The 22,789-nt window shown below is 75.4% G+C and carries 11 protein-coding genes; 1 reads left to right on the top strand and 10 read right to left on the bottom strand.

The features are described from left to right. Positions 1-3: 3 nt before the first annotated feature. From ACWDBB_RS05870 to ACWDBB_RS05850, 5 genes are all read right to left on the bottom strand, one after another. A complete protein-coding gene (locus ACWDBB_RS05870) occupies positions 4-207 on the bottom strand; it encodes an MbtH family protein (protein WP_392868104.1) in 204 nt (67 codons plus the stop codon). Then, complete coding sequence (locus tag ACWDBB_RS05865; protein WP_449788388.1) at positions 204-7,439, bottom strand: amino acid adenylation domain-containing protein; 7,236 nt, start codon at positions 7,437-7,439, stop codon at positions 204-206. The genes ACWDBB_RS05870 and ACWDBB_RS05865 overlap by 4 nt, the downstream gene beginning before the upstream one ends. Next, positions 7,436-13,903 (bottom strand): amino acid adenylation domain-containing protein, encoded by a 6,468-nt coding sequence (locus ACWDBB_RS05860; RefSeq protein WP_449788532.1) that lies wholly within the window; start codon positions 13,901-13,903, stop codon positions 7,436-7,438. Before ACWDBB_RS05860 ends, ACWDBB_RS05865 begins: the two co-directional genes overlap by 4 nt. A 2-nt stretch (positions 13,904-13,905) precedes the next feature. Next, positions 13,906-14,898, bottom strand: coding sequence for a 2,3-diaminopropionate biosynthesis protein SbnA (gene sbnA / locus ACWDBB_RS05855; protein ID WP_449788387.1), 993 nt, complete (start codon positions 14,896-14,898; stop codon positions 13,906-13,908). Between the two features lie 236 nt (positions 14,899-15,134). Then, positions 15,135-15,731 (bottom strand): LmbU family transcriptional regulator, encoded by a 597-nt coding sequence (locus tag ACWDBB_RS05850; protein WP_449788386.1) that lies wholly within the window; start codon positions 15,729-15,731, stop codon positions 15,135-15,137. Positions 15,732-16,203: 472 nt separating this feature from the next. Here ACWDBB_RS05850 and ACWDBB_RS05845 point away from each other — a divergent pair, with 472 nt between their 5' ends. Further along, a complete protein-coding gene (locus ACWDBB_RS05845; protein WP_449788385.1) occupies positions 16,204-16,968 on the top strand; it encodes an AfsR/SARP family transcriptional regulator in 765 nt (254 codons plus the stop codon). 53 nt (positions 16,969-17,021) lie between these two features. On the opposite strand, the gene ACWDBB_RS05840 is transcribed toward ACWDBB_RS05845, so the two are convergent. The 5 genes from ACWDBB_RS05840 to ACWDBB_RS05820 form a co-directional block, all read right to left on the bottom strand. Continuing rightward, complete coding sequence (locus ACWDBB_RS05840) at positions 17,022-19,238, bottom strand: MMPL family transporter (protein ID WP_449788384.1); 2,217 nt, start codon at positions 19,236-19,238, stop codon at positions 17,022-17,024. 159 nt (positions 19,239-19,397) lie between these two features. Next, complete coding sequence (locus ACWDBB_RS05835; RefSeq protein WP_449788383.1) at positions 19,398-20,165, bottom strand: 4'-phosphopantetheinyl transferase family protein; 768 nt, start codon at positions 20,163-20,165, stop codon at positions 19,398-19,400. After that, complete coding sequence (locus ACWDBB_RS05830; RefSeq protein ID WP_449788382.1) at positions 20,159-21,289, bottom strand: acyl-CoA dehydrogenase family protein; 1,131 nt, start codon at positions 21,287-21,289, stop codon at positions 20,159-20,161. The genes ACWDBB_RS05835 and ACWDBB_RS05830 overlap by 7 nt, the downstream gene beginning before the upstream one ends. Beyond that, positions 21,286-21,906 (bottom strand): hypothetical protein, encoded by a 621-nt coding sequence (locus tag ACWDBB_RS05825; protein WP_449788381.1) that lies wholly within the window; start codon positions 21,904-21,906, stop codon positions 21,286-21,288. Before ACWDBB_RS05825 ends, ACWDBB_RS05830 begins: the two co-directional genes overlap by 4 nt. Continuing rightward, entirely contained in the window at positions 21,903-22,757 is an 855-nt protein-coding gene (locus ACWDBB_RS05820) for a hypothetical protein (protein WP_449788380.1), read from the bottom strand. The genes ACWDBB_RS05825 and ACWDBB_RS05820 overlap by 4 nt, the downstream gene beginning before the upstream one ends. Positions 22,758-22,789 lie beyond the last annotated feature (32 nt).

Below are 22,789 nucleotides of genomic sequence, written 5' to 3'. Positions count from 1 at the left end.
CGGTTAGCCCCGGTTCCGCAGGCTCAGCGGTCGCATGTCGGTCCAGTGCCGCTCGATGTGCTCGACGGCGCCGGCGCGGTCGGTCTCGGCGAGCGCGACGGTCCAACCGTCCGGCAGGTCCGCGAAGGACGGCCACAGCGAGTGCTGGTCCTCCTCGTTGACCAGCACGAGGAAGCGGCCCTCGGGGTTGTCGAAGGGGTTGCTCATGAGTTGTCTCCCAGGTCGTCGGAGGTCGTGCGGTGGGTGGCGGCGGGGGAGTGCAGGGCGGCCAGCCGGTGTTCGACCAACCGGCCGATCGCGGCGGCCGGGCCCGGGCCCAGCATGTCCGCGTGGGCGCAGGGCACCGGGTGGACGTCGACCCCACCGGTCACGTACCGCTCCCAGGCCTTGGCGCGGATCCGTACGTCCTGCCCGTCCGGGGACCCGGTGGCGACCAGCAGGGTCATCCCGCCGTCGAAGGTCTCCGGGGTGTGGCCGCGGAACAGGTCGACGTTGGCGCGCATGACCGTGAGCAGCCGGGCCAGGGCGGCTTCGTCGAAGGCCGCGAGCGGGCCGCCGGTCCGGGCGAGCAGGGCCGCGACGGCCTCGACGGTCGGCCGGGGCAGCACGTCGGCGCCGAGGCCCGCCTCGGTGAGGAAGTCCGTGAGGAACTCCTCGTCCGTGGGCCGCGACTCGGGGGCGGAGTCCGGGTAGGCGTCGAGGTTGGCGAGGAAGGCGACCTCCTCGCCCTCGGCGCGCAGCCGCACGGCCATCGCCTGCGCCACGATGCCTCCGTAGGACCAGCCGAGCAGGTGGTAGGGGCCGCTGGGCCGGACGGTCCGGATCCGGGCGACGTAGTCCTCGGCGACGGCGGCGAGGTCCCCCGGCGGGGTCTGCTCGCGGGCGAGGCCGGGCGCCTGGAGGGCGTGGACCGGCTGCTCCGGGTCGAGGTGACGGGCGAGTTCGGCGAAGGGCAGGCCGAAGCCCAGGCCGCCGTGCACGCAGAACAGCGGCGCCCTGGATCCGCCGGAGCGGATCGGCAGCAGCGGGGCGAGCAGGTCGACCGGGCCGTCGTCGGCGGCCGGCCGGCCGGACTCGTCGGGGCGGCCCGCCACGGCCAGTTCCGCCAGGGTGCGGTACTGGAAGACGGCGGCGAGGTCCAGCCGCAGCCCGGCCCGTCCGGCGGCGTTCACCAGGCGGATGGCCTTGAGGCTGTCGCCGCCGAGCGCGAAGAACCCGTCGTCGGGGCCGACCGCCGCCAGTCCCAGCACCTCGGCCGCCGCCTCGCAGATCACGCGCTCGGCCGGTGTGCGGGGCAGCGCGGGGGCCGTGTCCGCCGGTGCCGGGGCGGGCAGCGCCGCGGTGTCCAGCTTTCCGTTGGGCGTCAGCGGCAGCTCAGGGAGGAGCACGAACGCGCCGGGGACGGCGTGGGCGGGCAGGGTCCGGCCCAGGTCCCGCCGGAGGTCCGCCGGTTCGGGGGCGGGGCCGTTCGGCGCGGGCACCAGGTAGGCGACCAGCAGGCGGTCCCCGGAGCCGTCGTCCCGGACGGTGACGGCGGCCCGGGCGACCGACGGGTGCGCGGCCAGGGACCGTTCGACCTCACCGGTCTCGATGCGGTAGCCGCGGACCTTCACCTGGTGGTCGCCGCGGCCCGTGAAGTCCAGGCGGCCGTCCGCGTCCCAGCGCACCAGGTCGCCCGTGCGGTACATCCGGGTGCCGGGCGGGCCGAACGGGTTCGCGACGAAGTGCCCGGCGGTCAGCCCGGGGCGGCCGAGGTAGCCGCGGGCCAGGCCGGGGCCGGCCACGTACAGCTCGCCGACGGCGCCGTACGGGACGGGGCGCAGGGCCTCGTCCAGGACGTACACCGAGGTGTCGCCGATCGGCAGGCCGATGGGGACGGAGGAGGCCTCGGGCGCCAGCTCGTGCACCTGGTGGACGGTGGCGATGACGGCGGCCTCGGTCGGCCCGTAGGCGTCCACCACCGCCGTGCCGGGCAGTGCCCGGCGCAGTCGGCGCACGTGCTCCGCCGAGACGGCCTCGCCGCCGGTGAGCAGCAGCCGCAGCGGGGCGAGGCAGGCCGGGTCGAGGTCGGCGATGACGTTGACCAGCCGGGGGGTGAGCAGGGAGACGGTGACGCCGGTGTCCCGCAGCAGTGCGCCGAGCCGTCCGGGGTCGGTCGGCCCCGGCGGGTTCACCGCCAGCCGGGCGCCGTGCGCCAGGGCCGTCCACACCTCGAACACCGAGGCGTCGAAGGCCGGCGAGGCGTTCCACAGGAAGGTGTCCGCGCGGGCGAAGCCCAGCGCGGGCATGCCGCGCACCAGCCGGGCGGTGGCCCGGTGGGAGACGCCGACGCCCTTGGGGGTGCCGGTCGAGCCGGAGGTGTAGATGACGTAGAGCAGGTCGTCCGGGTCGGGCCCGCCCTCCGGCGCGGTACCGGGGAGGGCGTCGATCTCCCGGCGGGTGCGTGGGTCGTCCAGGCGGACGACCGCGCAGCCGCCCTCCGGGTCGGCGCCCGCCGCCTCGGCGGCCAGGGACTGCTGGGTGAGCAGCACCCGGGCGCCGCTGTCGGTGACCATGTGCCGCAGCCGGGCGGCCGGGTAGGCCGGGTCGAGCGGCAGGTAGGCGGCACCGAGCCTTGCCGCCGCCAGCATGGCGACGACCGCGTCCGGCCCGCGTTCCAGGCACAGCGCCACGATGTCGCCCCGGCCGACGCCGCGGGACGCCAGATGGCGGGCGGTCCGGTTGGCGGCGGCGTCGAGGCGGCGGTACGTCATGGCGCCGTCGAGGCCGGTCCCGGTTCCGGTGGCGAACAGCAGCGCGGTTGCCTCGGGCGCGGTGTCCAGGTGGGCGTCGAACAGGGCGGTGACCGTGGTGCGGGGCGTGTCCACGGGGCCCTGCCCCAGGGCGCGCAGGTCGCTGCGCGCCTCGGGGGTGAGGACCTCCAGGTGGGAGAGCGGGCGGGTGGGCGCGTCGGTGGCCGAGGCCAGCAGCCGCAGCAGCGCGGCGGCGAGGCGCCGCACGGTGCGCTCCTCGAACAGGTCGCTCGCGTACTCGACCGCCAGGTCCATCCGGTCGGCCTCGGGGCCCGCGGTCAGCTGGACGAACAGGTCCCACTTGGCGGTGCTGCCCGCGGTCGGTACCGGCTCCATCGTGAGGTCCGGGCCGGTGTCGGGGACGGGATCGGCGTCCCGGCAGTCCAGGATGACCTGGAACAGCGGATTGCGGGACAGCGACCGCTCCGGATTGAGCGCCTCCACCAGGCGCTCGAACGGCAGGTCCTGGTTCTCGTAGGCGGCCAGGTCGAACTCCCTGACCCTGGAGAGGAGTTCGGAGAACGAAGGATCGCCGGAGGTGTCGGTGCGCAGCACCAGGGTGTTGACGAACATGCCGACCAGGCCGTGCAGTCGGGCGTCGCCGCGCCCCGCCACCGGGCTGCCGAGGGGGATGTCGGTGCCGGCGCCGTAGCGGGTGAGCAGGGCCGCGAGCCCGGCCTGCGCCACCATGAACAGGCTGGTGCCGCAGTCGCGGGCGAACGCCCTTAGCGCGCGGACGAGTTCGGCGGGCAGGGGTAGGTGCACCGTGCCGCCCCGGTGGGTGGCGAGGGCCTGCCGGGGCCGGTCGAAGGGCAGCCCGATCTCGACCGGCAGTCCGTCCAGTGCCCGCCTCCAGTGGGCGAGTTGGCGGGACAGCTCGCTGTGCGGGTCCTGGTCCGAGCCGAGCAGCTGCCGCTGCCACAGCGTGAAGTCGGCGTACTGGACGGGGAGTCGGGTGAAGGCGGGAGGCCGTCCGGCGAGCCGGGACCGGTACGCCTCGGCCAGGTCGTTCGCCAGCGGCCCGAGGGACCAGCCGTCGGCTGCGATGTGGTGCAGCACCAGCGCGAACACGTGGTCGTCGGGCGCCAGGGCGAACAGCGTGGCCCGCAGCGGGGGGCGGGCGGCGAGGTCGAAGCCGCGGGCGGCCTCGGCGGCGAGCGCCCGCGACAGCTCCTCCTCGGTGCAGTCCACGAGGGGAAGCGGCAGGTCGACGGCCTCCGGGGCGAGCACGCGCTGCTCGGCGCCGGTGCCGTCGCCGTCGACGGCCGGGAAGACGGTCCGCAGGGACTCGTGGCGGGCGACCAGGTCGCGCAGCGCCGCCCGCAGCGCGTCGGCGTCCAGTGCCCCGCGCATCCGCACCGCGAAGGGGACGGCGTACAGCCCGTCGGGCACCCCGAGCCGCTGCAGGAACCACAGCCGCTCCTGCGCGTGGGAGAGCGGGACGGACGCCGGCCGCTTCCCGGCGACGAGTTCGGGGAGCGTGCGGGGCTCCGCGCCGTCCGCGTCGGAGCGGTCCGGGTGGGCGGCCAGCAGGGCGGCCAGGGCGGCGGCGCTGGGGGCCTCGAACACCTCCCGCACCGACAGCGGGCTCCCGAGCCTGGCCCGCACCAGGTTGGCCACCCGCGCGGCCAGCAGCGAGTGCCCGCCGAGGGCGAAGAAGTCGTCGTCCGCGCCGACCGGGTCGAGGCCGAGCACCTCGCCGAGGATCGCGCACAGCTCCCGCTCCTGGGCGGTCCCGGGCGGTCGGCCGGCGGCGGTGTGTTCGGGGGCGGGCAGCGCCCGGACGTCCACCTTGCCGTTCGGGGTGACCGGCAGCGCCGCGAGCACGACCAGGGCGGCGGGCACCATGTGGGCCGGGAGGGCCGCGGCGGCGTGCGCCCGCAGCTCCTCCACGTCCAGCCCGGCGCGGCCGGAGGGCACCGCGTAGCCGACCAGGCGGCGGTCCCCGGGCCGGTCCTCCCGGACCGTCACCGCGACCTGGGCGACGGACGGGTGGCTCCCGAGCACGGCCTCGATCTCGCCCGGCTCGATGCGGAAGCCGCGCAGCTTGACCTGCTGGTCGGCGCGGCCGACGTAGTCCAGCGCGCCGTCCTCCAGCCGGCGCACCACGTCGCCGGTGCGGTACATCCGGGCGCCGGGCGGCCCGAACGGGCAGGCGGTGAACCGGGCGGCGGTCAGGCCGGGACGGTCGTGGTAGCCGCCGGCCAGCCCGGGGCCGGCCACGTACAACTCGCCGGCCACACCGGTCGGCACCGGCCGCAGGGCCGAGTCGAGGACGAACAGCCGGAAGGCCGAGACCGGTGAGCCGATCGGCGGCCTGCCCGCGCCGTGCAGCGGTTCGCTGACGCTCGCGCAGACCGAGGTCTCGCTCGGCCCGTAGGCGTTGCGCAGCTCGACGCGGGCCGACCAGCGTTCGGCCAGGGCCGCGGGAAGCGCCTCACCGGCGGTGAACAGGCGTAGGTCGGACGGCAGTTCGGCTTCCCCGGGCAGGCCGGCCAGGACGGTCGGCGGCAGCACCGCGTGGTTGATCCGGTGCGCGAGGAACAGGCGGGCCAGCGCCTCCCCGGACATCCGGCTCTCCGCCGTGGCCAGCACCAGGGCGCCGCCGGTGTAGAGCGAGGCGCACAGCTCCCACACCGTGGCGTCGAAGCTGAACGACGCGAACTGCAGCGCCCTGGCCCCCGGCCCCGCGCCCAGCCGGGCGGCGTGGTGGGCGGCCAGGTTGACGGCACCCTCGTGCGGGACCACGACGCCCTTGGGGCGGCCGGTCGACCCGGAGGTGTAGACGACGTAGGCGGGGCTGCCCGGTGCGGCGACGGTCGGGCGCACCGGGGCCCCCGGGGCCGGCGCCGGCCGGGAGTGCGGCAGGTCGAGGTCGACGCGCGGCGCGGCGCAGCCGTCCGGCAGCCGGGTCGCCGAGGTGGTGACCACCAGCGCGGGGGCCGCGTCGGCGAGCATGTAGGCGATCCGCTCGGGCGGATAGGCCAGGTCGACCGGCAGGTACGCGGCCCCGGCCTTGAGCACCGCGAGCAGCGCGACGATCATGTCGGCGCCGCGCGGCAGGGCCAGGGCCACGAAGGTGCCGGGGCGCGCGCCGGACGCCGCCAGCCGCTCGGCCAGCCGGTCCGAGGCGGTGTCGAGCTGCCCGTAGTCCAGGGTGCGCGCCGCGGCCGGGTCGTCCGGCCGGTCCTCGTCCGGGACGATCAGGGCGGGTGCCCCGGGGTTCCGCTCCGCGTGCCCCCGGAACAGCTCGTGCAGGGTGGCGCCGCGGGTGCGGTCGTCGCGCAGGTCGGGGCCGGCGCCCGGCCCCTCGGGAGCCTCGCCGCCGCCGACGATCCGGGCCAGCGGGGTGTCGGGGGCCGCGGCCGTCCGCTCCAGGGCGTCGACGAACAGGTCGAGCGCGCGGGCGGCCGTGCGGGCGCCGTCGCCGTCGAACGCGCCGGGCGCGTGGGCGAGGGAGAGGTCGAGCCCGTCGCCCGGGGTCACGGTCAGGCCCAGCGCGAAGTGGGTGGCGGTGCGCACCCGGATGTCGTCGAGCACCAGGCCGCGGTCGTCGGAGGGCGCCGTCCGCGCCATGGGGTAGCTCTGGAAGGCGACCGCGGTGTCGAACAGTTCGCCGCGCAGGCCGGCCGCGGCCTGCACCTCGGCGAGCGGCAGGTGGGTGTGCGGCAGCAGGTGCACCTGCTGCCGGGCCAGGGCGCGGACCAGCTCGGCGACGGTCCGGTCGGGGCGCAGCTCGGCGCGCACCGGCACCGTGTTGGCGAACAGCCCGATCATCGTCTCGACGCCCGGCAGCTCGGCCGGACGGCCGGAGGTGACGGTGCCGAAGACCACGTCCCGGCGGCCGGACAGGTAGCCGATCGCCACCGCCCAGCAGGCCTGCACGGCCGAGTTGAGGGTGACGCCCTCGGCCGCGCACCAGGAGGAGAGCGCCCGGGTGAGCGCGGGGGAGAGGGCGGCCGAGCGGACCTCGGGCAGCGCCCCGGCGTCCGGTCCGACGGAGTGCGGCGCGAGGCGCAGCGGGCCGTCGAGGCCCGCCAGGGTCTCGGCCCAGGCGGCGCGGGCGGCCTCCCGGTCCTGCCCCGCCAGCCAGCGCAGGTACGTCCGGTACGGGGCGGGCTCGGGCAGCGGCTCGGCCCCGGCGAGGCCCGCCAGGGCGAGCAGCTCCCGCGCGGCGAGCGGCATCGACCAGCCGTCCAGCAGCAGGTGGTGCACCGACCACAGCAGCCGGTGGCGGCGCCGGCCGAGCCGGATCGCGGTGAACCGCATCAGCGGCGGCCGGGCCGGGTCGAAGCGCTCCAGCCGGTCCTCGTCGGCGATCCGGTCGGACTCGGCGCGGCGCCAGCGGTACGGGAGGCCCGCCAGGTCCACCTCCCGCCAGGGGACGTGGACCGAGCCCTCGTCCAGGACCACCTGGACGATCTCGCCGTTGCGGCGGGGCCGGAAGCAGCTCCGCAGGTGCGGGTGGCGGCCCAGCAGCGCCGCCGCCGCCTCCCGGAGGCGGTCGACGGGCAGCTCGCCCTCGACCCGCACCGACAGCTGGAGGACGTACGGGTCGGGTCCGCTTCCCTCGGCGGCGAGGTAGTGCAGCCCCTGCTGGAGCGGGGAGAGCGGCAGTGCTTCGACGATCCTCGGCTTGCCCGTCACAGCATGTCCTCGTTCAAGTCGTTCTCCATCAGGGCCAGTTCGTCGTCGTCGAGGGCCAGCAGGGGCTCCTGCGGCGCGGCGGGCGGCTCGGGCCGGTGCGCCTCGGCGACCTCGGCCAGGGCCGCGACCGTCCGGCCGGCGAAGACGTCCCGCACGGCGAACACCAGGCCTTCGAGGTGCGCCCGGCTGACCACCTGGATCGCCCGGATGCTGTCGCCGCCGAGGGTGAAGAAGTCGTCGTCCGCGCCCACCCGTTCGACGCCCAGCACCTGCGCGAAGACGGCGCACAGGGCCTCCTCGCGGGCGGTCCGGGGCGCGCGCGGCGCGGCGGCGGGGCCGTCCGGGGCGGCAGCCGGCGCCGGGGCGGCCGCCGCCCCGGCCCGCGGCCGCAGCGGCGCGCCCGTGCGGGCCAGCGTGGTGCCGGGGGCGGTGGCGGCGAGGTGCAGCAGCGCGGTGAACCGCTGCCCGACCGCGGCCACCCGGTCGGGCCGGAAGGCGGCGGGCAGGTAGTCCAGCCGCAGCCGCAGCCGGTCGCCGTCCGGCAGCACCGCCATGCTCAGTGGGTGGTGCCGGGCGTCGCGGGCCTCGGCGCGCAGCACCCGCACCCGCTCCGTTCCGGCGCCGCCCGAGGCCGCTCCGGAGCCGATCGGGAAGTTCTCGAACAGCAGCACGGTGTCGAAGGCCTCGCCGACGAGCCCGGCGGCCCGGTGGATCTCGGCCAGCCCGAGGTGCTCGTGCGGCAGGAGCTCGGCGCGCTCGTCCTGCAGGGTGCGCAGCAGGCCGCCGAGCGTGGCGTCGGGGTGCAGCCGGACCCGTACCGGGACGGTGGTGAGGAACATGCCCACCATCGACTCGATCCCGGGGACCTCCGCGGGCCGGCCGGCCGTGATCGCGCCGAACACCACGTCCTGGGAGCCGGTCAGTTCGCCGAGCAGCAGGGCCCAGCAGCCCTGCACCACGGTGTTGACGGTCAGGCCGGCGGTGCGGGAGGTGGCGAGGAGCCGGGCGGTGAGCTCCGGGTCGAGGTCGAGGTGCAGCGACTCCGGGAGGGAGAGCGCCGCCGCGTCCGCGGCCGGGGCGACCAGGGTCGGGCCGGGGAGCTCGGCGAGCGAGCGCCGCCAGGCCTCGCGCGCCGCCTCGCGGTCGCGGGCGGCGAGCCAGGCGTGGTACCGGCGGTGCGGGGCGGGCCCCGGCAGCTCGGCCTTCTCGGTGACGGTGGCGCCCTCGCCGCCCTCGCTGTACTCGCCGCCCTCGCTGTACTCGGCGAGCAGGGCGAGCAGCTCCTCGACCAGGATCGGCATCGACCAGCCGTCGACCAGCAGGTGGTGGCTGGTCCACAGGAACCGGTACCGCTGCGGCCCGGTCCTGAGCAGGGTGAAGCGCAGCAGCGGCGGGGCCGCCAGGTCGAACCGGCGGATGCGCTCCTCGTCGGTCAGGCGCTCCGTCTCGGCCGCCCGCTCCGACTCCGGGATGCGCGTCAGGTCGACTTCCTGCCAAGGGAGTTCGGCGTCCGATGGGATCAGCTGGACGGGGTCCCCGGAGGCGCGGTGGAGGAAGGCGGCCCGCAGCGCCGGGTGGCGCCGCAGCAGCGTCCGGCCCGCGGCCCGCAGCGCCGCGGGATCGAGCTCGCCCTCCAGGTCGGCGGCGATCTGCAGGGTGTAGACGTCCACCCCGTCCTGCTCGGCCTCGTGGTGGAACAGCAGCCCGCGCTGCAGCGGGGTGAGCGGCAGCACGTCCGAGAGCGCCTGCCCCGGGGCGAGCGCTGGGCTCGACCCGGCAAGCGCGGCCTCGTACCGTTCGATCTCCTCCTGGTCGAGGGAGACCAGCGGGAAGTCGGCCGGGGTGGCGCCGCCCGCGTCCGGCGACGCGGCGTACTCGGCCAGGGCGCGCAGCGCCCGGAACCAGGCGTCGGCCAGTTCCTCGACGGACTCCCGGTCGAGGATGCCGTCGGCGTAGGTCCAGTTGGCGACCAGGTGCGGTCCGTCGGCGCGGTCCTCGGTGGCCGGGGTGAGCGCGAGGACGTGCTCCAGCGGCATGGCCGGCTGGGTGCCGGTGCCGACGATGCCGTCCCCGGTGACCGGCGACCAGAGCACGTCCTCCCGGGCGTCGAAGCGGCCCATGTAGTTGAAGCCGATCTGCGGCCGGGGGTACCGGGAGAGCAGCCGCGCGGCCTGCGGGTTGAGGTGGCGCAGCAGGCCGTGGCCGATCCCGTGCTCGGGCACCTCCCGCAGCTGCTCCTTGACCAGCTTGACCGCCCGGCCGAGTGCCTCGTGGGGCCGGGGGCCCGGGTCGAGCCGGACCGGGTGGATGCTGGTGAACCAGCCGACGGTGCGGGACAGGTCCAGGCCGTCCGCGATCTCCTCGCGGCCGTGGCCCTCCAGTTCGATCAGCGTGGCGCTCGTGCCGTCGCCGCGGTGCCGGTGCCGCCACTCGGCGACGGCGACCGCCAGGGCGGTCAGCAGGACGTCGTTGACCTCGGCCCTCAGCGCCGCGGGGACGGTGCTCAGCAGCAGCCCGGTGACCTCGGGCGGGAGCTCGGTGCGCAGGGTGCCGGCGGTGGCCCTGACGTCCCGCGCCGGGTCCAGCCGGCGGGGGCCGAGCAGCGGGTCGGGGCCGGTCAGGATGCGCTGCCACACGGCCAGTTCGGCGCCGCGCAGCTCGGTGCGGGCCCGGTCGGTCAGCAGCCTGCTCCAGGCCCGGAAGGACGTGCCGACCGCCTGGGGCTCGGGCCGGCGTCCCTCGGCGAGGGCGGCGCAGGCGGCGGACAGGTCGGTCAGCAGGATGCGCCAGGACACTCCGTCGACGGCCAGGTGGTGCCCGACCAGGAGCAGGACCTGCTCGTCCGGCTCCGCCGCGGGGCCGGGGATCAGGACGGCGCGGACCATCCGGGCGGCCGCGGGGTCGAGCCGGCTGCGGGCGGCCGCGGCCTGCTGGTCGATCAGCCGGAGCAGCGCCGACCGGTCCGCGGGCGGCCGCTCGTCCGGCAGGGTGAGGACCAGGCCGTCGTCGGCGGGGACCGCGCCGCGCGGGAGCACCTCCGTCTGCCACAGGCCGGGGGCCGGTTCGGTGAGCCGCGTCCTGAGGGCGTCGTGGTGGTCGATCAGGGACCGCAGCGCGGCGGTCAACCGGTCGGCGTCCAGCCCGGCGGGCACCCGGACGGCGATGTGCTGGCTGAAGGCGGCGGCGGGGCCGGTCGTCGAGCCGGTGTCCTCCTGGAGGCGGGCGGCGATGGGGGTGAGGTCGAGGACGCCCACCGGCTCCACCTGCCCGCCGTCCCGCCCGGCGCCGGTGGCCGGTCGGGCGATCCGGGCGAGGACGCGGGCGGTGCGCCCGGTGAAGACGTCGCGGGTGCTGAGCACCAGGCCGGCGCGGCGGGCCGCGCCGACCACCTCGATGGCGCGGATGCTGTCGCCGCCGAGGGCGAAGAAGTCGTCGTCCGCACCGACCCCGGCCAGGCCGAGGACCTGGGCGAACACCGTGCCCAGGGTCTGCTCGGCACCGTTGTGCGGCCCGTGCGGCGGGTCGGCGGGGGTGGCGTTCACGGCGTTCATGGCGTTGCCCACGGCCGGGCCGCTCGGTGCCGAAACGTTTCCGCCTGGCGCGGGCAGCGCCTTGCGGTCGACCTTGCCGTTCGCGGTCAGCGGCAGCGCGTCCAGGACGACCCACCAGCCCGGCACCATCCAGGCCGGCAGGACCGCGCCGACCCGGTCCCGCAGCAGGGCCGCGTCGACGCCGCTCGGGGCGGCCACGTAGCCGGCCAGTCCGGAGCCGTGCGCGACCACGACGGCGTCCAGGACGCCCGGTACCGCGCGCACGGCTGCCTCGATCTCGCCCAGCTCGACGCGCCGGCCGCGGACCTTCACCTGGAAGTCGCGCCGTTCGACGAACTCCAGCTGTCCGTCCGGACGCAGCACCACGCGGTCGCCGGTGCGGTACATCCGGGTGCCGCCGCCGGCGAACGGGTCGGCCGGGAAGACGGAGGCCGTGCGGACCGGGTCGCCCACGTAGCCGCGGCCCACCCCGACACCGCCCACCCAGAGCTCCCCGGGCACGCCGACGGGCATCGGGCGCAGCCCGTCCCCGAGCACGTACAGCCGGGTGCCGCGCACCGGGCGCCCGATCGGCACCCGCCCGGCGGCCGCGTCCTGCGGGGTGACGAAGGCGTGCGTCACGTCGTCGGAGCACTCCGTCGGCCCGTAGGCGTTGACCATGCCGATCCCCGGGAAGCGGGCGTACCAGCGGGAGCACAGGTCGGCCGGCAGGGCCTCCCCGGTGACCATCAACCGGCGCAGGCCCGGAAGCCGGGGTGCCTCCCCACGGGCGCCCCACAGGTCGAGCGCGGCGCGCAGCAGGGAGGGAACCACCTCCAGCACGGCGACGTCCTCGTCGACGGCCAGGGCGAACAGGGCGTCGGGGTCGGCGGCCGTCTCCGGGTCGGCGACCACGGTGCACCCGCCGACCAGCAGCGGCGACAGCAGCTGCCAGACGTGCACGTCGAAGGTGAGCGGGGCGTTGGCGACGACCCCCTCGCCGGGGCGCAGCGCCAGGTCGTCGACCTTGGCCCGCAGGTGGTTCAGCATGCCGTCCCGGTGCACCATCGCGCCCTTGGGGCGGCCGGTGGAGCCCGAGGTGAACATCACGTAGGCGAGATCCTGGCCCGATCCGACCGGGGGCACGGCCGGGACCTGCGCCGCCCGGCCGTCCGAGGCCAGTTCCAGCGGCAGGACCGGGACGCCTCCGGCCAGTTCGGCGGCCTCCCTGCCCTGCTCGTCGAAGCCGTCGCCGGTGAGCAGCACCGTGACCCCGGCGTCGCCCAGCAGCGAGGCGGTGCGGGTGGCGGGCGCGGCGACCTCCAGCGGCAGCCAGGCCGCCCCCACCGTCTGAACGGCGAGGATCGCGGCGAGGTAGCCCGCGCCGGGCCGGGTCAGCAGGGCGACCACGGTGTCGAGGCCGCAGCCCGCGGCCCGCAGCCGGGCGGCCACGCCTTCGACGCGGCGCAGCAGTTCGGCGTGGGTCAGCCGGCGGGCGCCGTCGACCACGGCGACGGCGTCGGGCGTACGGGCGGCGGCGGCCCGCACCAGGGCGATCGTGTCCTCCCGGGTGGCCCCGGCGGCGGGGCCGGTGAGCAGCCCGCCCGGCTCCCCGGGCAGGACCACGTCCAGGCGGTCGACGACCGTGTCGGGCGGGCAGCTCGCGAAGGCGCGCAGGAAGGCCCCGAACCGGGCGGCGTGCGCGGCCAGTTCGTCGCCGTCGTACAGCTCGCTGTTGCCGTCCAGGTGCAGTTCCAGGGAGCCGTCGCCGGTGTTGAGGACGGTCAGGATCAGGTCGTTGACGATGCCGGTGGACAGGTTCACCACCTGGCCGCGGCACGCGCCGAACTCCAGCACCGGTTCCTGGTCCAGGACGTTGACGAAGGGCCCGAACGGGCGCCGGTCGTCCGTGCGCAGGCCGAGGTCGCGGCGGATCCGCTCGCCCCGGTAGCGCTGGTGCCGCAGCGCGTTGGCGATCTCGACCCAGGCGGCGCGCAGCAGTTCGTCGCGGGTCGCGCCGTGGCGGACCGGTACGGCCAGCGGGAGGTAGTTGGCGACCATCCCGGGGACGCCGCGGGCGGCCGCACCGACCCGGGCGGTGACCGGCAGGGTGAGCAGCGGCTCCTCCAGGCCGGTCATCCGCTGCACGTAGGCGGCCATCGCCGCGGCCACCAGGACGGCCGGGGTGGCCCCGGCCCCGCTGGCGGCGGTGCGCAGCCGGTCCGCGTCGGCGGCGTCCAGCACCTCGGTGCGGCGCAGGGCGACGAGGCCGGGGGCGGGTTCGCGGGTGGAGAGCGAGGACGGCTCGGGCGAGCCGGTGGTGAGCCGGGTGGTCCAGTAGGCGCGGTCCTTGGCGAGGCGCGGCGACTCCCGGTAGGCGGCCTCCGCGTCCAGCAGCAGCCGGAACGGCGGCGGCGCCGACGGGGCGAGACCCGCCTCGTCGCCGCCGGCCGCGAGGTGGCGGTAGATCGCCGCGAGGCGCGGGTGGACCAGGTTGCGGCTGTACCCGTCGGACAGGATGTGGTGCATGCACAGGTAGAGCCGGTGGTGCTCGGCACCGAGGCGCAGCAGCGCGCTGCGCAGCAGCGGCGGTTCGGCGGCCTTCATCGGCAGGTCGAGGTCGCGGAGCATCCACGCCTCGGAGGCCGCCACCGGATCCGGTTCGGCGCCGAGGTCGACCAGCGTGAGGGAGCCGTCCGCCGGCGGTGCGACGGACTGGCCGACCACCCCGTCGTGCTCGGTGAAGCGCACCCGCAGGCCCTCGGCCTCCACCGACAGCCGTCGCAGGGCGCGTTCCAGCAGCGCCGGGTCGAGGGGGCCGCGCAGGTCGATGTAGTCGCCCATGGCGTAGCCGAGCGGCCCGGTCGTGAACTGCTCGTCGTACCAGATCTCGGACTGCGCCGCGGTGAGCGGCAGGTTGCCGCCAGGGGACACGGTCAACGCGCTGCCCGCCCTTCGTTCCGCTCCTCGCCGCCGGCCAGCGCCGCGTCGCCGAAGGTGCCGCGGACCCAGTTGTCGTCGTAGAGGGTGTCGAGGTAGCGCTCGCCCAGGTCGGGGGCGATGGTGACGGCCGTGGTGCGGCGGTCGGCGCCGTTCTCCCGCAGCCAGGCGAGTGCGCCGCCGACCGCGGTCCCGGTCGATCCGCCGAAGTGGTAGCCGTGCGCGGCCAGTCGGCGGCAGATCCGAACCGTCTCCTCCTCGTCGACGTGGACGACGGAGTCGACGAAGGTCTCGTCCAGGAGCGCCGGCCGGATGCTGGTACCGAGACCGGGGATGTGCCGCGGACCCGGGACCCCGCCGAAGGTGACGGAGCCGACCGCGTCGACGGCGACCACCCGCACGTCGGGCCGGTGCTCGTGGAAGTAGCGGGCACAGCCCATCAGGGTGCCGGTGGTGCCGGCGCCGATCAGCAGCACGTCGAGCCCGGGGAAGCGGTCGGCGATGGCGGGCGCGGTGGTGCGGTAGTGGGCCATCCAGTTGCCCGGCGCCTCGTACTGGTTGAGCCACACCACCTTCTCGTCGGCGGCGCACATCTCCTGGACGTAGCGGATCCGGGCGCCGAGGTAGCCCTCGGTGGGGTGTGCCTCGGTGATGACGTGGACGTCGGCGCCGAACGCCTTCATGGTGCGGCGGGTGGCCGCGTTGCAGCGGGAGTCCGTCACGCACACGAAGCGGTAACCGCGGTCGGCGGCGAGCATGCTGAGGGCGACGCCCATGTTCCCCGAGGAGGACTCGACCAGGGTCGATCCTGGGCCGAGGACACCTGCCGCCTCGGCCTGGGCCACGATCTCGCGGGCGGCCTTCAGCTTGATCGAGCCGGCGAAGTTGAACCCCTCCACCTTGAGGTAGAGCTGTCGGGCGAAGATCGGATGCAGATCGACGAACAGATCGCTGACGTCGAATTCGTGCGGCGCAGATATGACAGGCATGGCAAGCTCCCGGCCGTCGGCGGTACGTCGTGACGTCGACAGCCTCGAGCTTCCATCCAGGCTCTGACCGGGCGCTGACACGGTGCTGACGCGGCGTCGCCGGGGCCTCGGGGCGGCCCGGACGTCCGCCGTCGGCGCGCCCGGAGGCGGTGCCCCCACCGGGTGCGTGGCGTGTTCCTCGGAGGATCACACCGGCACGGGTGACGGGAACCGCCTCCGCTCAGGGGGGCGTTCGGTCATCGACGCTCGGACCGCGCCGAGGGGCCGGGGCCGGGGGCTCCGTCCGCCCCGGCATCCGGCTGTCCCAGCGACTCCGCCGCGGCCGAGTCGAGTTGGCGGGCCACCCATTCCCCCAGCGTCACCTGGGAGCGCTCGGCCGCCCGCTGCCACTGGCCCAGGCGGTCGCGGTCCACCACCATCCGGGGCAGCGAAGCCGTCTCGCGCGGTTCGGGAGCGGCCTGGCGACCGCCCTTGATCTCCGAACGCAGCCGGTTCCTCGACCACTGGTGGTACTCGGCGAGGGCCATCCAGAGGTCCTGCTCGTAGTCCGGGAGGGCGGCCACCTCGGCGTGGTGCCCGAAGCTGAGGCCTTCCCGGCGCCGTGGCGGCTCGAACCGCCGGGCCACCCAGACGTAGTTGCGGATGGTCTGGTAGTCCAGCCCCGCCGCCTCCATGGCCCGCCGGTAGCGATCGGGAAAACGGTTACGGCCGAAGAGCACCCAGTCGCCGAGGCACCAGGCGGAGGAGTCGGCCATTCGCGCGAGGCCGACGCCGGCCCGCTCCCAGTCCTCGAACGACACCGCCCCGGGAACCCGCAGTCCCACCTTCGTCATCAGGATCCGGGAGCTCGCGTTCCATTTCTCGATTGCAGTCAATTTCGCTTCCCCGCCCATCGTAAGCCCGGCTCTCCACCAGGCAGTTTCCGCTATCGCATGTTCCCGTTCACCGATTGGCGGGGCGAATGCCGGCATTCCAAGATCCACGATCTTGGAATGGCCGTGGCTTTTCCCCCGGACCGGCCAATCGCCCTCGATCGGCGCCGGTGAAGTCGACCGCCGCCGTGAATACTCACCAGTAGACGTGCCTAAAAGCGGCCATACGGCCCCATACGCCCTTTGCTGTCGTGGTGGCGGCCGCCCCGCCCTGTCCCGCCGGCGGGACAGGGCACCCCCGCGCTGCTCCGCGCGCCATGGAAATCGCACAGGTGCCTTGGCGTCCCATCTGATTTCGGCTGTAATGTTCGGGCGTCAGGCCGCCCATTGATTCGGCCCCTCCAGAGGTGCCACTGGGACACGGGGGAATTTCATGTACATCACAATGCTGGGACCGCTGCGCGCCGCAAGCGGAATCGGATCTGCCGCTTTGGATGCCAAGAAGGTCCGCACTGCGCTGGCCGTGCTGGCCCTGCGCGCGGGCCAGGTGGTCAGTTTCGACGAACTCATTGACGAACTGTGGGGGGAGGCCCCGCTCAAGAACACGAGAAACTCACTCCAGGGCATTGTGGCCCGGATGAGAAGATCGCTCGGGCGCATCGAACTGGACCCGACCGACCAGGGCGTCGTCCGCACCGTCGGCAACGGCTACGTGCTGGACATGCCCGCGGACCAGCTCGACGCCGACCGCTTCCTGCGGCAGGCCGCGGAGGGCCGCGGCCTGATCGGACGGTCGCCGCAGAAGGCCGCCGAGCTGCTCCGCGGCGCGCTCGCCATGTGGTACGGACCGGCGCTGGTCGACGTCGGCGACGGGCAGCGCTGCCGTGCCGCCGCACTGCGCCTCGACGAACAGCGCAGGCTCGTCCAGGAGGATCTGATCTCCGCCCAGCTGGAGGCCGGCGAGGCCGGGGCGGTCGTACCGGAGCTGAAGCAGTTGCACGCCGAACACCCCGAGCGGGAGCGGTTCAGCGAGCAGCTGATGCTCGCGCTGTACCGGACCGGCCGGCAGTCCGAGGCGATCGCCACCTTCCACCGCACGCGCAAGCAACTGGACGACGAGATGGGGCTGTTGCCCAGCCGTCAACTGCAGCGGCTCTACCAGGCGATCATCAGTCAGGATGCGTCGCTGTCGCGCTGACCGCACGTGGGGCGGGTGCCGGACCAGGTCCGGTACCCGCCCCACGCGAGGTTTCACACCGATTCCCCCGCGGTCGCCAGGGCGGAGGCGCCGACCGGCTCGCCGTCTCCCGCGACCGGGCCGGCCGGGGCCTCGGGCCGCCGCCCCAGCCGGGCCGGCCACCAGACCCACCGGCCCAGCAGGGCGATCACCGAGGGCAGCACCACGATCCGGATCAGCGTCGCGTCCAGCAGCACGGCGCAGGCCATGCCCACGCCCAGCTGCTTCATCTCGATGAAGGTCAGCGAGGCGAACAGGGCGAACACCGAGATCATCACCAGGGCGGCGCCGGTGACCACGCCCGCGGAGCGGGTGATGCCCTGCTCGACGGCCGCCCGGACGGACAGCCCGGAGGCGGCCGCCTCACGGATCCGGCCGACGACGAACACGTGGTAGTCCATCGACAGCCCGAGCAGGATGACGAACAGGGTGAGCGGCAGCCAGGCCACCACCTTGCCCGTGGACTGGAAGTGCAGCAGCCCGTCGGCCCAGGTGTGCTGGAAGACCAGCTCCAGCACGCCGAACGAGGCCGCCGCGGAGAGCACGTTGAGCACGACCGTCACCACGGCCAGCACGATCGACCGGAACGCCAGCGCCGTGACCACGAAGGTCAGGGCCAGGGCGAAGCCCAGGACCCACGGCATCTTGTCCACCACCTGGGCCCGGTAGTCCACGTCGTAGGCCACGTCGCTGCCGCCGACCGCCCACTTCACGCCGGGCACCTGTCCCACCGTGGCGGGCACCAGGTCGTTCCGCAGCCGGCTGAGGGACTCCCTGGCCTCCGCGGAACCGCTGCTGAGGCGGGTGCCGATGCCGACGGAGGCGTACTGGCCGCCGTGCGAGGTGATGATCTCGGGAGCCGGGGTGGAGGTGAACAGCGGGTCCTGGCCGGTGCGTTGCACCAGGGTCTCGAGCGCGGTGCGGAGCTGTCCGACGCCGGCCTCCGGCACCTGGGCCACCACCAGCTGGGTGTCGGACTGGATCGGGAAGAACTGCGTCAGCCGCGCCTCGGCCTGCATGGCGGGCATGCTCCGGGGCAGGTCGTCCACGCCCGTCGCCTTCAGCTTCAGGTTGAGGGCGGGAGCCGCCAGCGCCAGCAGTGCCACGGCGGACAGCAGCAGGCTGATCAGCGGGTGCCGCAGCGCCGGCCGGAGCAGCGCCGACCACACCCTGCCGCGGTCCCCGCGGCCCTGCAGCCGCCAGATCAGCGGCACCCGCGGCCGCTCCAGCGCCCTGCCGAACAGCACCAGCAGGGCCGGCAGCACGGTGAGCGAGGCGGACATCGCGATGGCCACCACCAGGATGCTGCCGGTCGCCATCGCCGTGAAGGCCAGGTTCCCGCCCAGGTAGAGGGCCGCCATGGAGAGCATCACGACGGTGCCGGAGACCACCACGGAGTGGCCGGAGGTGGCGGCGGCCAGCTCCACGGAGTCGACCTTGCCCAGGCCCCGCGCACGCTCCTCACGGAAGCGCTTGAGGTAGAACAGCGAGTAGTCCACGCCCACGGCCATGCCCATCAGCACGATGAGTTCGCTCACCGCACCGGGGTCCGGGACGAGTTGGGAGGCGGCGCCCCACAGGCCGAGGCCGGCCAGCACCGCGGACAGGCCGAGCACCACGGGGACGCCGGCCGCGACGATGGCGCCGCAGACGAACATCATCACCAGCAGGGTGATCGGCAGGCTCAGCACGGTCGCCTGCTGCACCTGCTCGCCCAGCATCGTGTTGAGGGCGGCCCGGACGGTGTCGGGGCCGACCAGTTCGACCCGCACCGCGGGATTGTCGCGCTGCGCGGCCCGCACCGCGTCGACCAGCGGCTGCACCCGGTCCGGAGCGGTGTCCTGGTCGCCGGTCATGACCACCGGCACCAGCAGCGCCTGCCCGTTCGAGGCCGGCACCTGCTCACCCGTGGAGGCCACGTCGGGCAGGCCCTTGAGCCGGCTCGCCGCGTCCGTGGCGGCACGGTCGGCGGCCTGCCGGTCGAGCTCACCGTGGAGGGCGGTCACCAGCAGGGCCTCGGTGGGAGGCTGCGCCAGACCACCGCTCCTGGCGATCGCGGTGGCCTGCGCGGACTGCCCGATCGAGAGGTCCGTGTTGGTGGCGACCTTCGTTCCGGTGCTGCCGCCGACGGCCAGCGCGACCACCACGAAGACGACCCAGATCACCAGCGCCCACCACGGGTGGGTCGCACTCCACCGCGCCGACCTCGTCAGCACATTTCGCTTTCCCACGTCCCTCTCCTCATTCTCGCGGACTCCCGCGAAGAGATCTGCGTCCAGAAGTGATCCGCACCCAGGCGGTGGAGAAGCAGAACGGGACCAGGTGCTCCACGTGCCGGCCGTTCGGTGTCCCGGCTTCCGCCTTCGTGTCACCACGCTATCGACGGACCGTCATGTGATCGCGGGGGAAAGTTCCCTGACGGTGGTGGACTTTTCTCCCCCACCGTCGCCGGCCGGCGGCTGCCAGCATCGGGACGCGACCCGGAACGGCCCTGGTCCGGACAGGGCCACGGCGCCGGCGTAACCCGGCGCGGGGGTCAGATCCGCGACGCGCCAGGGGCCGGCCAGGGCCCCGCCGCGGCCGTGGACCGTCAGCGGGCCGGGGCCGCGCACCCCCAGACCGAGGCCCTGGCCGAGCCGACCGCCCTCCGCCTTGACGCAGGCCTCCTTGCGCGTCCACAGGCGGGCGAAGACCGCTGCCCGGCCGTCCGGCCCGCGGCCCGCCGGAGCGGCCGCCACCGACCTGAACTCGCCCGGCGGGAAGCAGCGTTCGGCGATCCGGGCGGCGAAGGACGCGTCGGCCAGCCGTTCCACGTCCACTCCGACGGGCCGCTCCGCCAGTGCCACCAACGCGATCCCGTGCGAGTGCGACAGGCTGACGAACAGCCCGTGGCCGTGGACGAGTTCGGGCTTCCCGTTCGGCCCCCTGGTGAACCGCAGGGCTTCCGGCGGGCGGCCGACCCGCGCGCCCACGACGGTGCGCAGCGCCGCGTGCGCGGTGACGAAGCGGGACCTGCGGAGCGGGTCAGGCAGCCGACGGGCGCGGGCGCGCTCCTCGTCGTCGAGGAGCGCGCCGAGAGCGGACGGGACAGGGCCCGGTGCCGTGCCCAGGGGCACCGTCCACACCTCCACGTCCTCGGGGACGGGCGGCGTCAGCACGCTTCGGCTCGTCCCACCCGGCCGGTGTGCAGGCCCTGGAACAGGTTGAGCCGCTGCATGGTGCCGGTGCCCTCCATGAACTCCACGCCCCGGGCGTCGCGGGCGTACTTGTCCAGCAGCGGATGCTCCAGCCGGGCCGCCGGGCCGAAGAAGGAGAGCGCCGACAGGGTGGCGTCCTCCGCGAGTTCGCAGGCCCGGGCCTTCGCGGCCGAGGCGAGGTGGCCGTCCGCCGGGCGCCGGTCCACGGCGACGGCGGCGCGGTGGGTGAGCAGCCGGGTCGCGTGGATCCGCCGGCCCAGCTCCTCGAACAGCGCCAGCTCCGTGCCCCGCAACTCCCGTCGGTGCTCGGCCACGTAGTCGTGTGCGGCACCCGCGATCCCGAGGGCGATGGCGGCCACACTGGGCCGGAGCCGGTTGAAGACCGCGAGTACGCCCCACATGCCGCGGCGGGTCGGCGGCAGATGACGTCCCAGCACCCGGTCCGCCGGGACGCGCACGCCGTCCAGCGCGATCGCCCCCAGCCGGACGCCGCGCAGGCCGAGGGTCGGCAGCGGTTCGGCCGTCCAACCGGGGTCGGCGGTGTCCACCAGGACGGCGCTCACCCCGAGCCGGTCGGCGCCGGCGACCCGGGCGAAGACCGCCGCGACCGACGCCCGGGTGGCGTTGCCGACGTAGCGCTTGGCGCCGTCGAGCCGGAAGGACCCGTCGCCCAGGGGGGTGAGCGAGGTGCTCATCTCGCCGATGGCCGAGCCGCGTTCGGGCTCGGTGAGGGCGAAGCAGGTCCAGGTCGGCCCCTGGGTGGTGAGCCGGTCGCGGAACCAGTCCTGCTGCTCCGGACTGCCCAGCACGTCCACCAGCACACCGGTCATCGACGGACCGGGTGACGCCAGCATCAGGGCGGCGTCGCCGCGGGCGAGCTCCTCGACCAGCACCGCCCGTTCCAGGGTGTCGCCGGAGTCCGCCGACCGGACCCGGGCGGCCAGGTGGCGCACGGCCGGCAGGTGGAGCAGGTCGTGGACGGCCTCCGGGTCGCGGTCCAGCCCCAGGGCCGCCGCACGCAGGTCCCCGGCCCAGCCGCGCGCGAGGTGGCGCAGCTCCTCCAGGTGCGCGGGGAGCCGGGTCATGATTCCTCCAGGGGCGTGGTGGAGCGGGGCTCCCGGTGCACGTCGGCGAGGAGTTCCGAGAGATGGGCGTCACATCCGGGGCCGGGGACGGTGAAGCCGTGCGCGCCGAGAAGACGCAGCAGCGCCCGGTCGGCCAGGGTGATCAGGTCGTGCAGGCGCCCCATCGCGGCGGCGTCCGGCGGGACGTCGGACTCGGAGAGCACGCACTCCGCCTCCAGCTGCTCCATCAGCACGTCGGCCAGGGCGCCCTGGACCAGCTGCTTCATCAGGAGGGGGGTGCCGTCGGTGGTGCGCTTCCCGAGCCTGGCGACGACCGCGTCCCGGAGGCCCTCCGACGCGCCGAGCCGCGCCCACACCAGTCCGGCCTGCCACTCCACCGAGGCCCTGGCTCCGGCGGCCGTGGGTTCGGCGGCCGCGGCGACGAGGCCCGGACCGTCCCGGCCCCCCGGCAGCGGCACGGCGTCGGCCGGGACGAGGGCGTGGCCGCCGGGGCCCCGGGGCGGGGCGTCCGGGGACAGCGCCGTGTTCAGTCCGCGCACGGCCTCGACGATGCCTTCGCGGCGGGCACGGGCGCGGCACTCCCGCCAGCAGCGGTTGACGTCGACCGGCGCCGTCATCGGACTCCGCCCTCTCCGGCCGGCAGCTCCAGGGTGCAGTGGGCCAGGCGGTCCAGTTCGTGGTCGTAGTCGGCGACCACCGCCCGCCCGCCCGGCGCCTCCCGCAGTGCCGCCCAGACCCCGGTGCACGGCAGCCCCGGCTCCGCGTCGCGGCGCCGGGTGCCGGGGGACGGCGCAAGTCCGGGGCCGGCGGCCAGCCCGGTGCCCGCCGCGAGCAGGGCGGCCCCGGAGAGGTCCGAGCGCAGCCCGGGCAGCGCCTGGTCGGCGCGGCCCTGTCCCGTTCCGGCGACGGGCGCGGCCCCGCCGGCCCAGGCGAGCAGCAGTGCCACCGCCGAGTCGTGCTCGGCGGCGTACTGGCCGGACGCGGGCCCGGGGTACGGCTGCGAGCTCTGGTCGACGACCACCAGCAGCAGCCGGCTCCAGTGCGAGCGGCGGGCGTACTCGACGGCGATCCGCAGCGCCGTGAACGGGGCCAGCACCCCCTGGTCGGAGACCGCGAAGCAGAGCGGCTCCCCGGGCAGCCGGTGCTGCAGCAGCGACGCGGTGAGCGTGGTGTGCTCGAAGTCCGGTGTCGTGTAGGCGAGTACGGCCACCTGCGGCGCCTCGTCCGGTGCGAGCGGACCGAGCGCGTCGAGGGCTCCAGCGGCCAGCTGGGGCATCGGCCGCAGCGGGGAGTCCGTGAACCCCTCGCGCAGCACCCGCGTCCCGTACAGCTCGGCCGTCCGCCGGTGCACCTCCTGGACCGCGGGACGTGGGGCGCCGCGGAGTCCCCCGTGGTCGGTGGGCCGGTACCAGCCCGCCCGCAGCAGGCGTGGCACCGTGCCCGCACCCGCGTCGGCGGTGGCGGGCACGGTTCGGGAAAGCGGCGCGGTGGCGCGGAACA

The organism is Kitasatospora sp. NPDC001095 (genome assembly GCF_053598615.1).
Note: the sequence above shows the minus strand (reverse complement) of the source record. Positions and strands in the feature narration are given on the sequence as shown.

What these genes read in the sequence shown, in the direction of transcription:
- ACWDBB_RS05850 (WP_449788386.1), bottom strand. Translation starts at nt 15,731, where the DNA reads ATGACGAAGGTGGGACTGCGGGTTCCCGGGGCGGTGTCGTTCGAGGAC.
- ACWDBB_RS05870 (WP_392868104.1), bottom strand. Translation starts at nt 207, where the DNA reads ATGAGCAACCCCTTCGACAACCCCGAGGGCCGCTTCCTCGTGCTGGTC.
- ACWDBB_RS05830 (WP_449788382.1), bottom strand. Translation starts at nt 21,289, where the DNA reads ATGACCCGGCTCCCCGCGCACCTGGAGGAGCTGCGCCACCTCGCGCGC.
- ACWDBB_RS05845 (WP_449788385.1), top strand. Translation starts at nt 16,204, where the DNA reads ATGTACATCACAATGCTGGGACCGCTGCGCGCCGCAAGCGGAATCGGA.
- sbnA (WP_449788387.1), bottom strand. Translation starts at nt 14,898, where the DNA reads ATGCCTGTCATATCTGCGCCGCACGAATTCGACGTCAGCGATCTGTTC.
- ACWDBB_RS05825 (WP_449788381.1), bottom strand. Translation starts at nt 21,906, where the DNA reads ATGACGGCGCCGGTCGACGTCAACCGCTGCTGGCGGGAGTGCCGCGCC.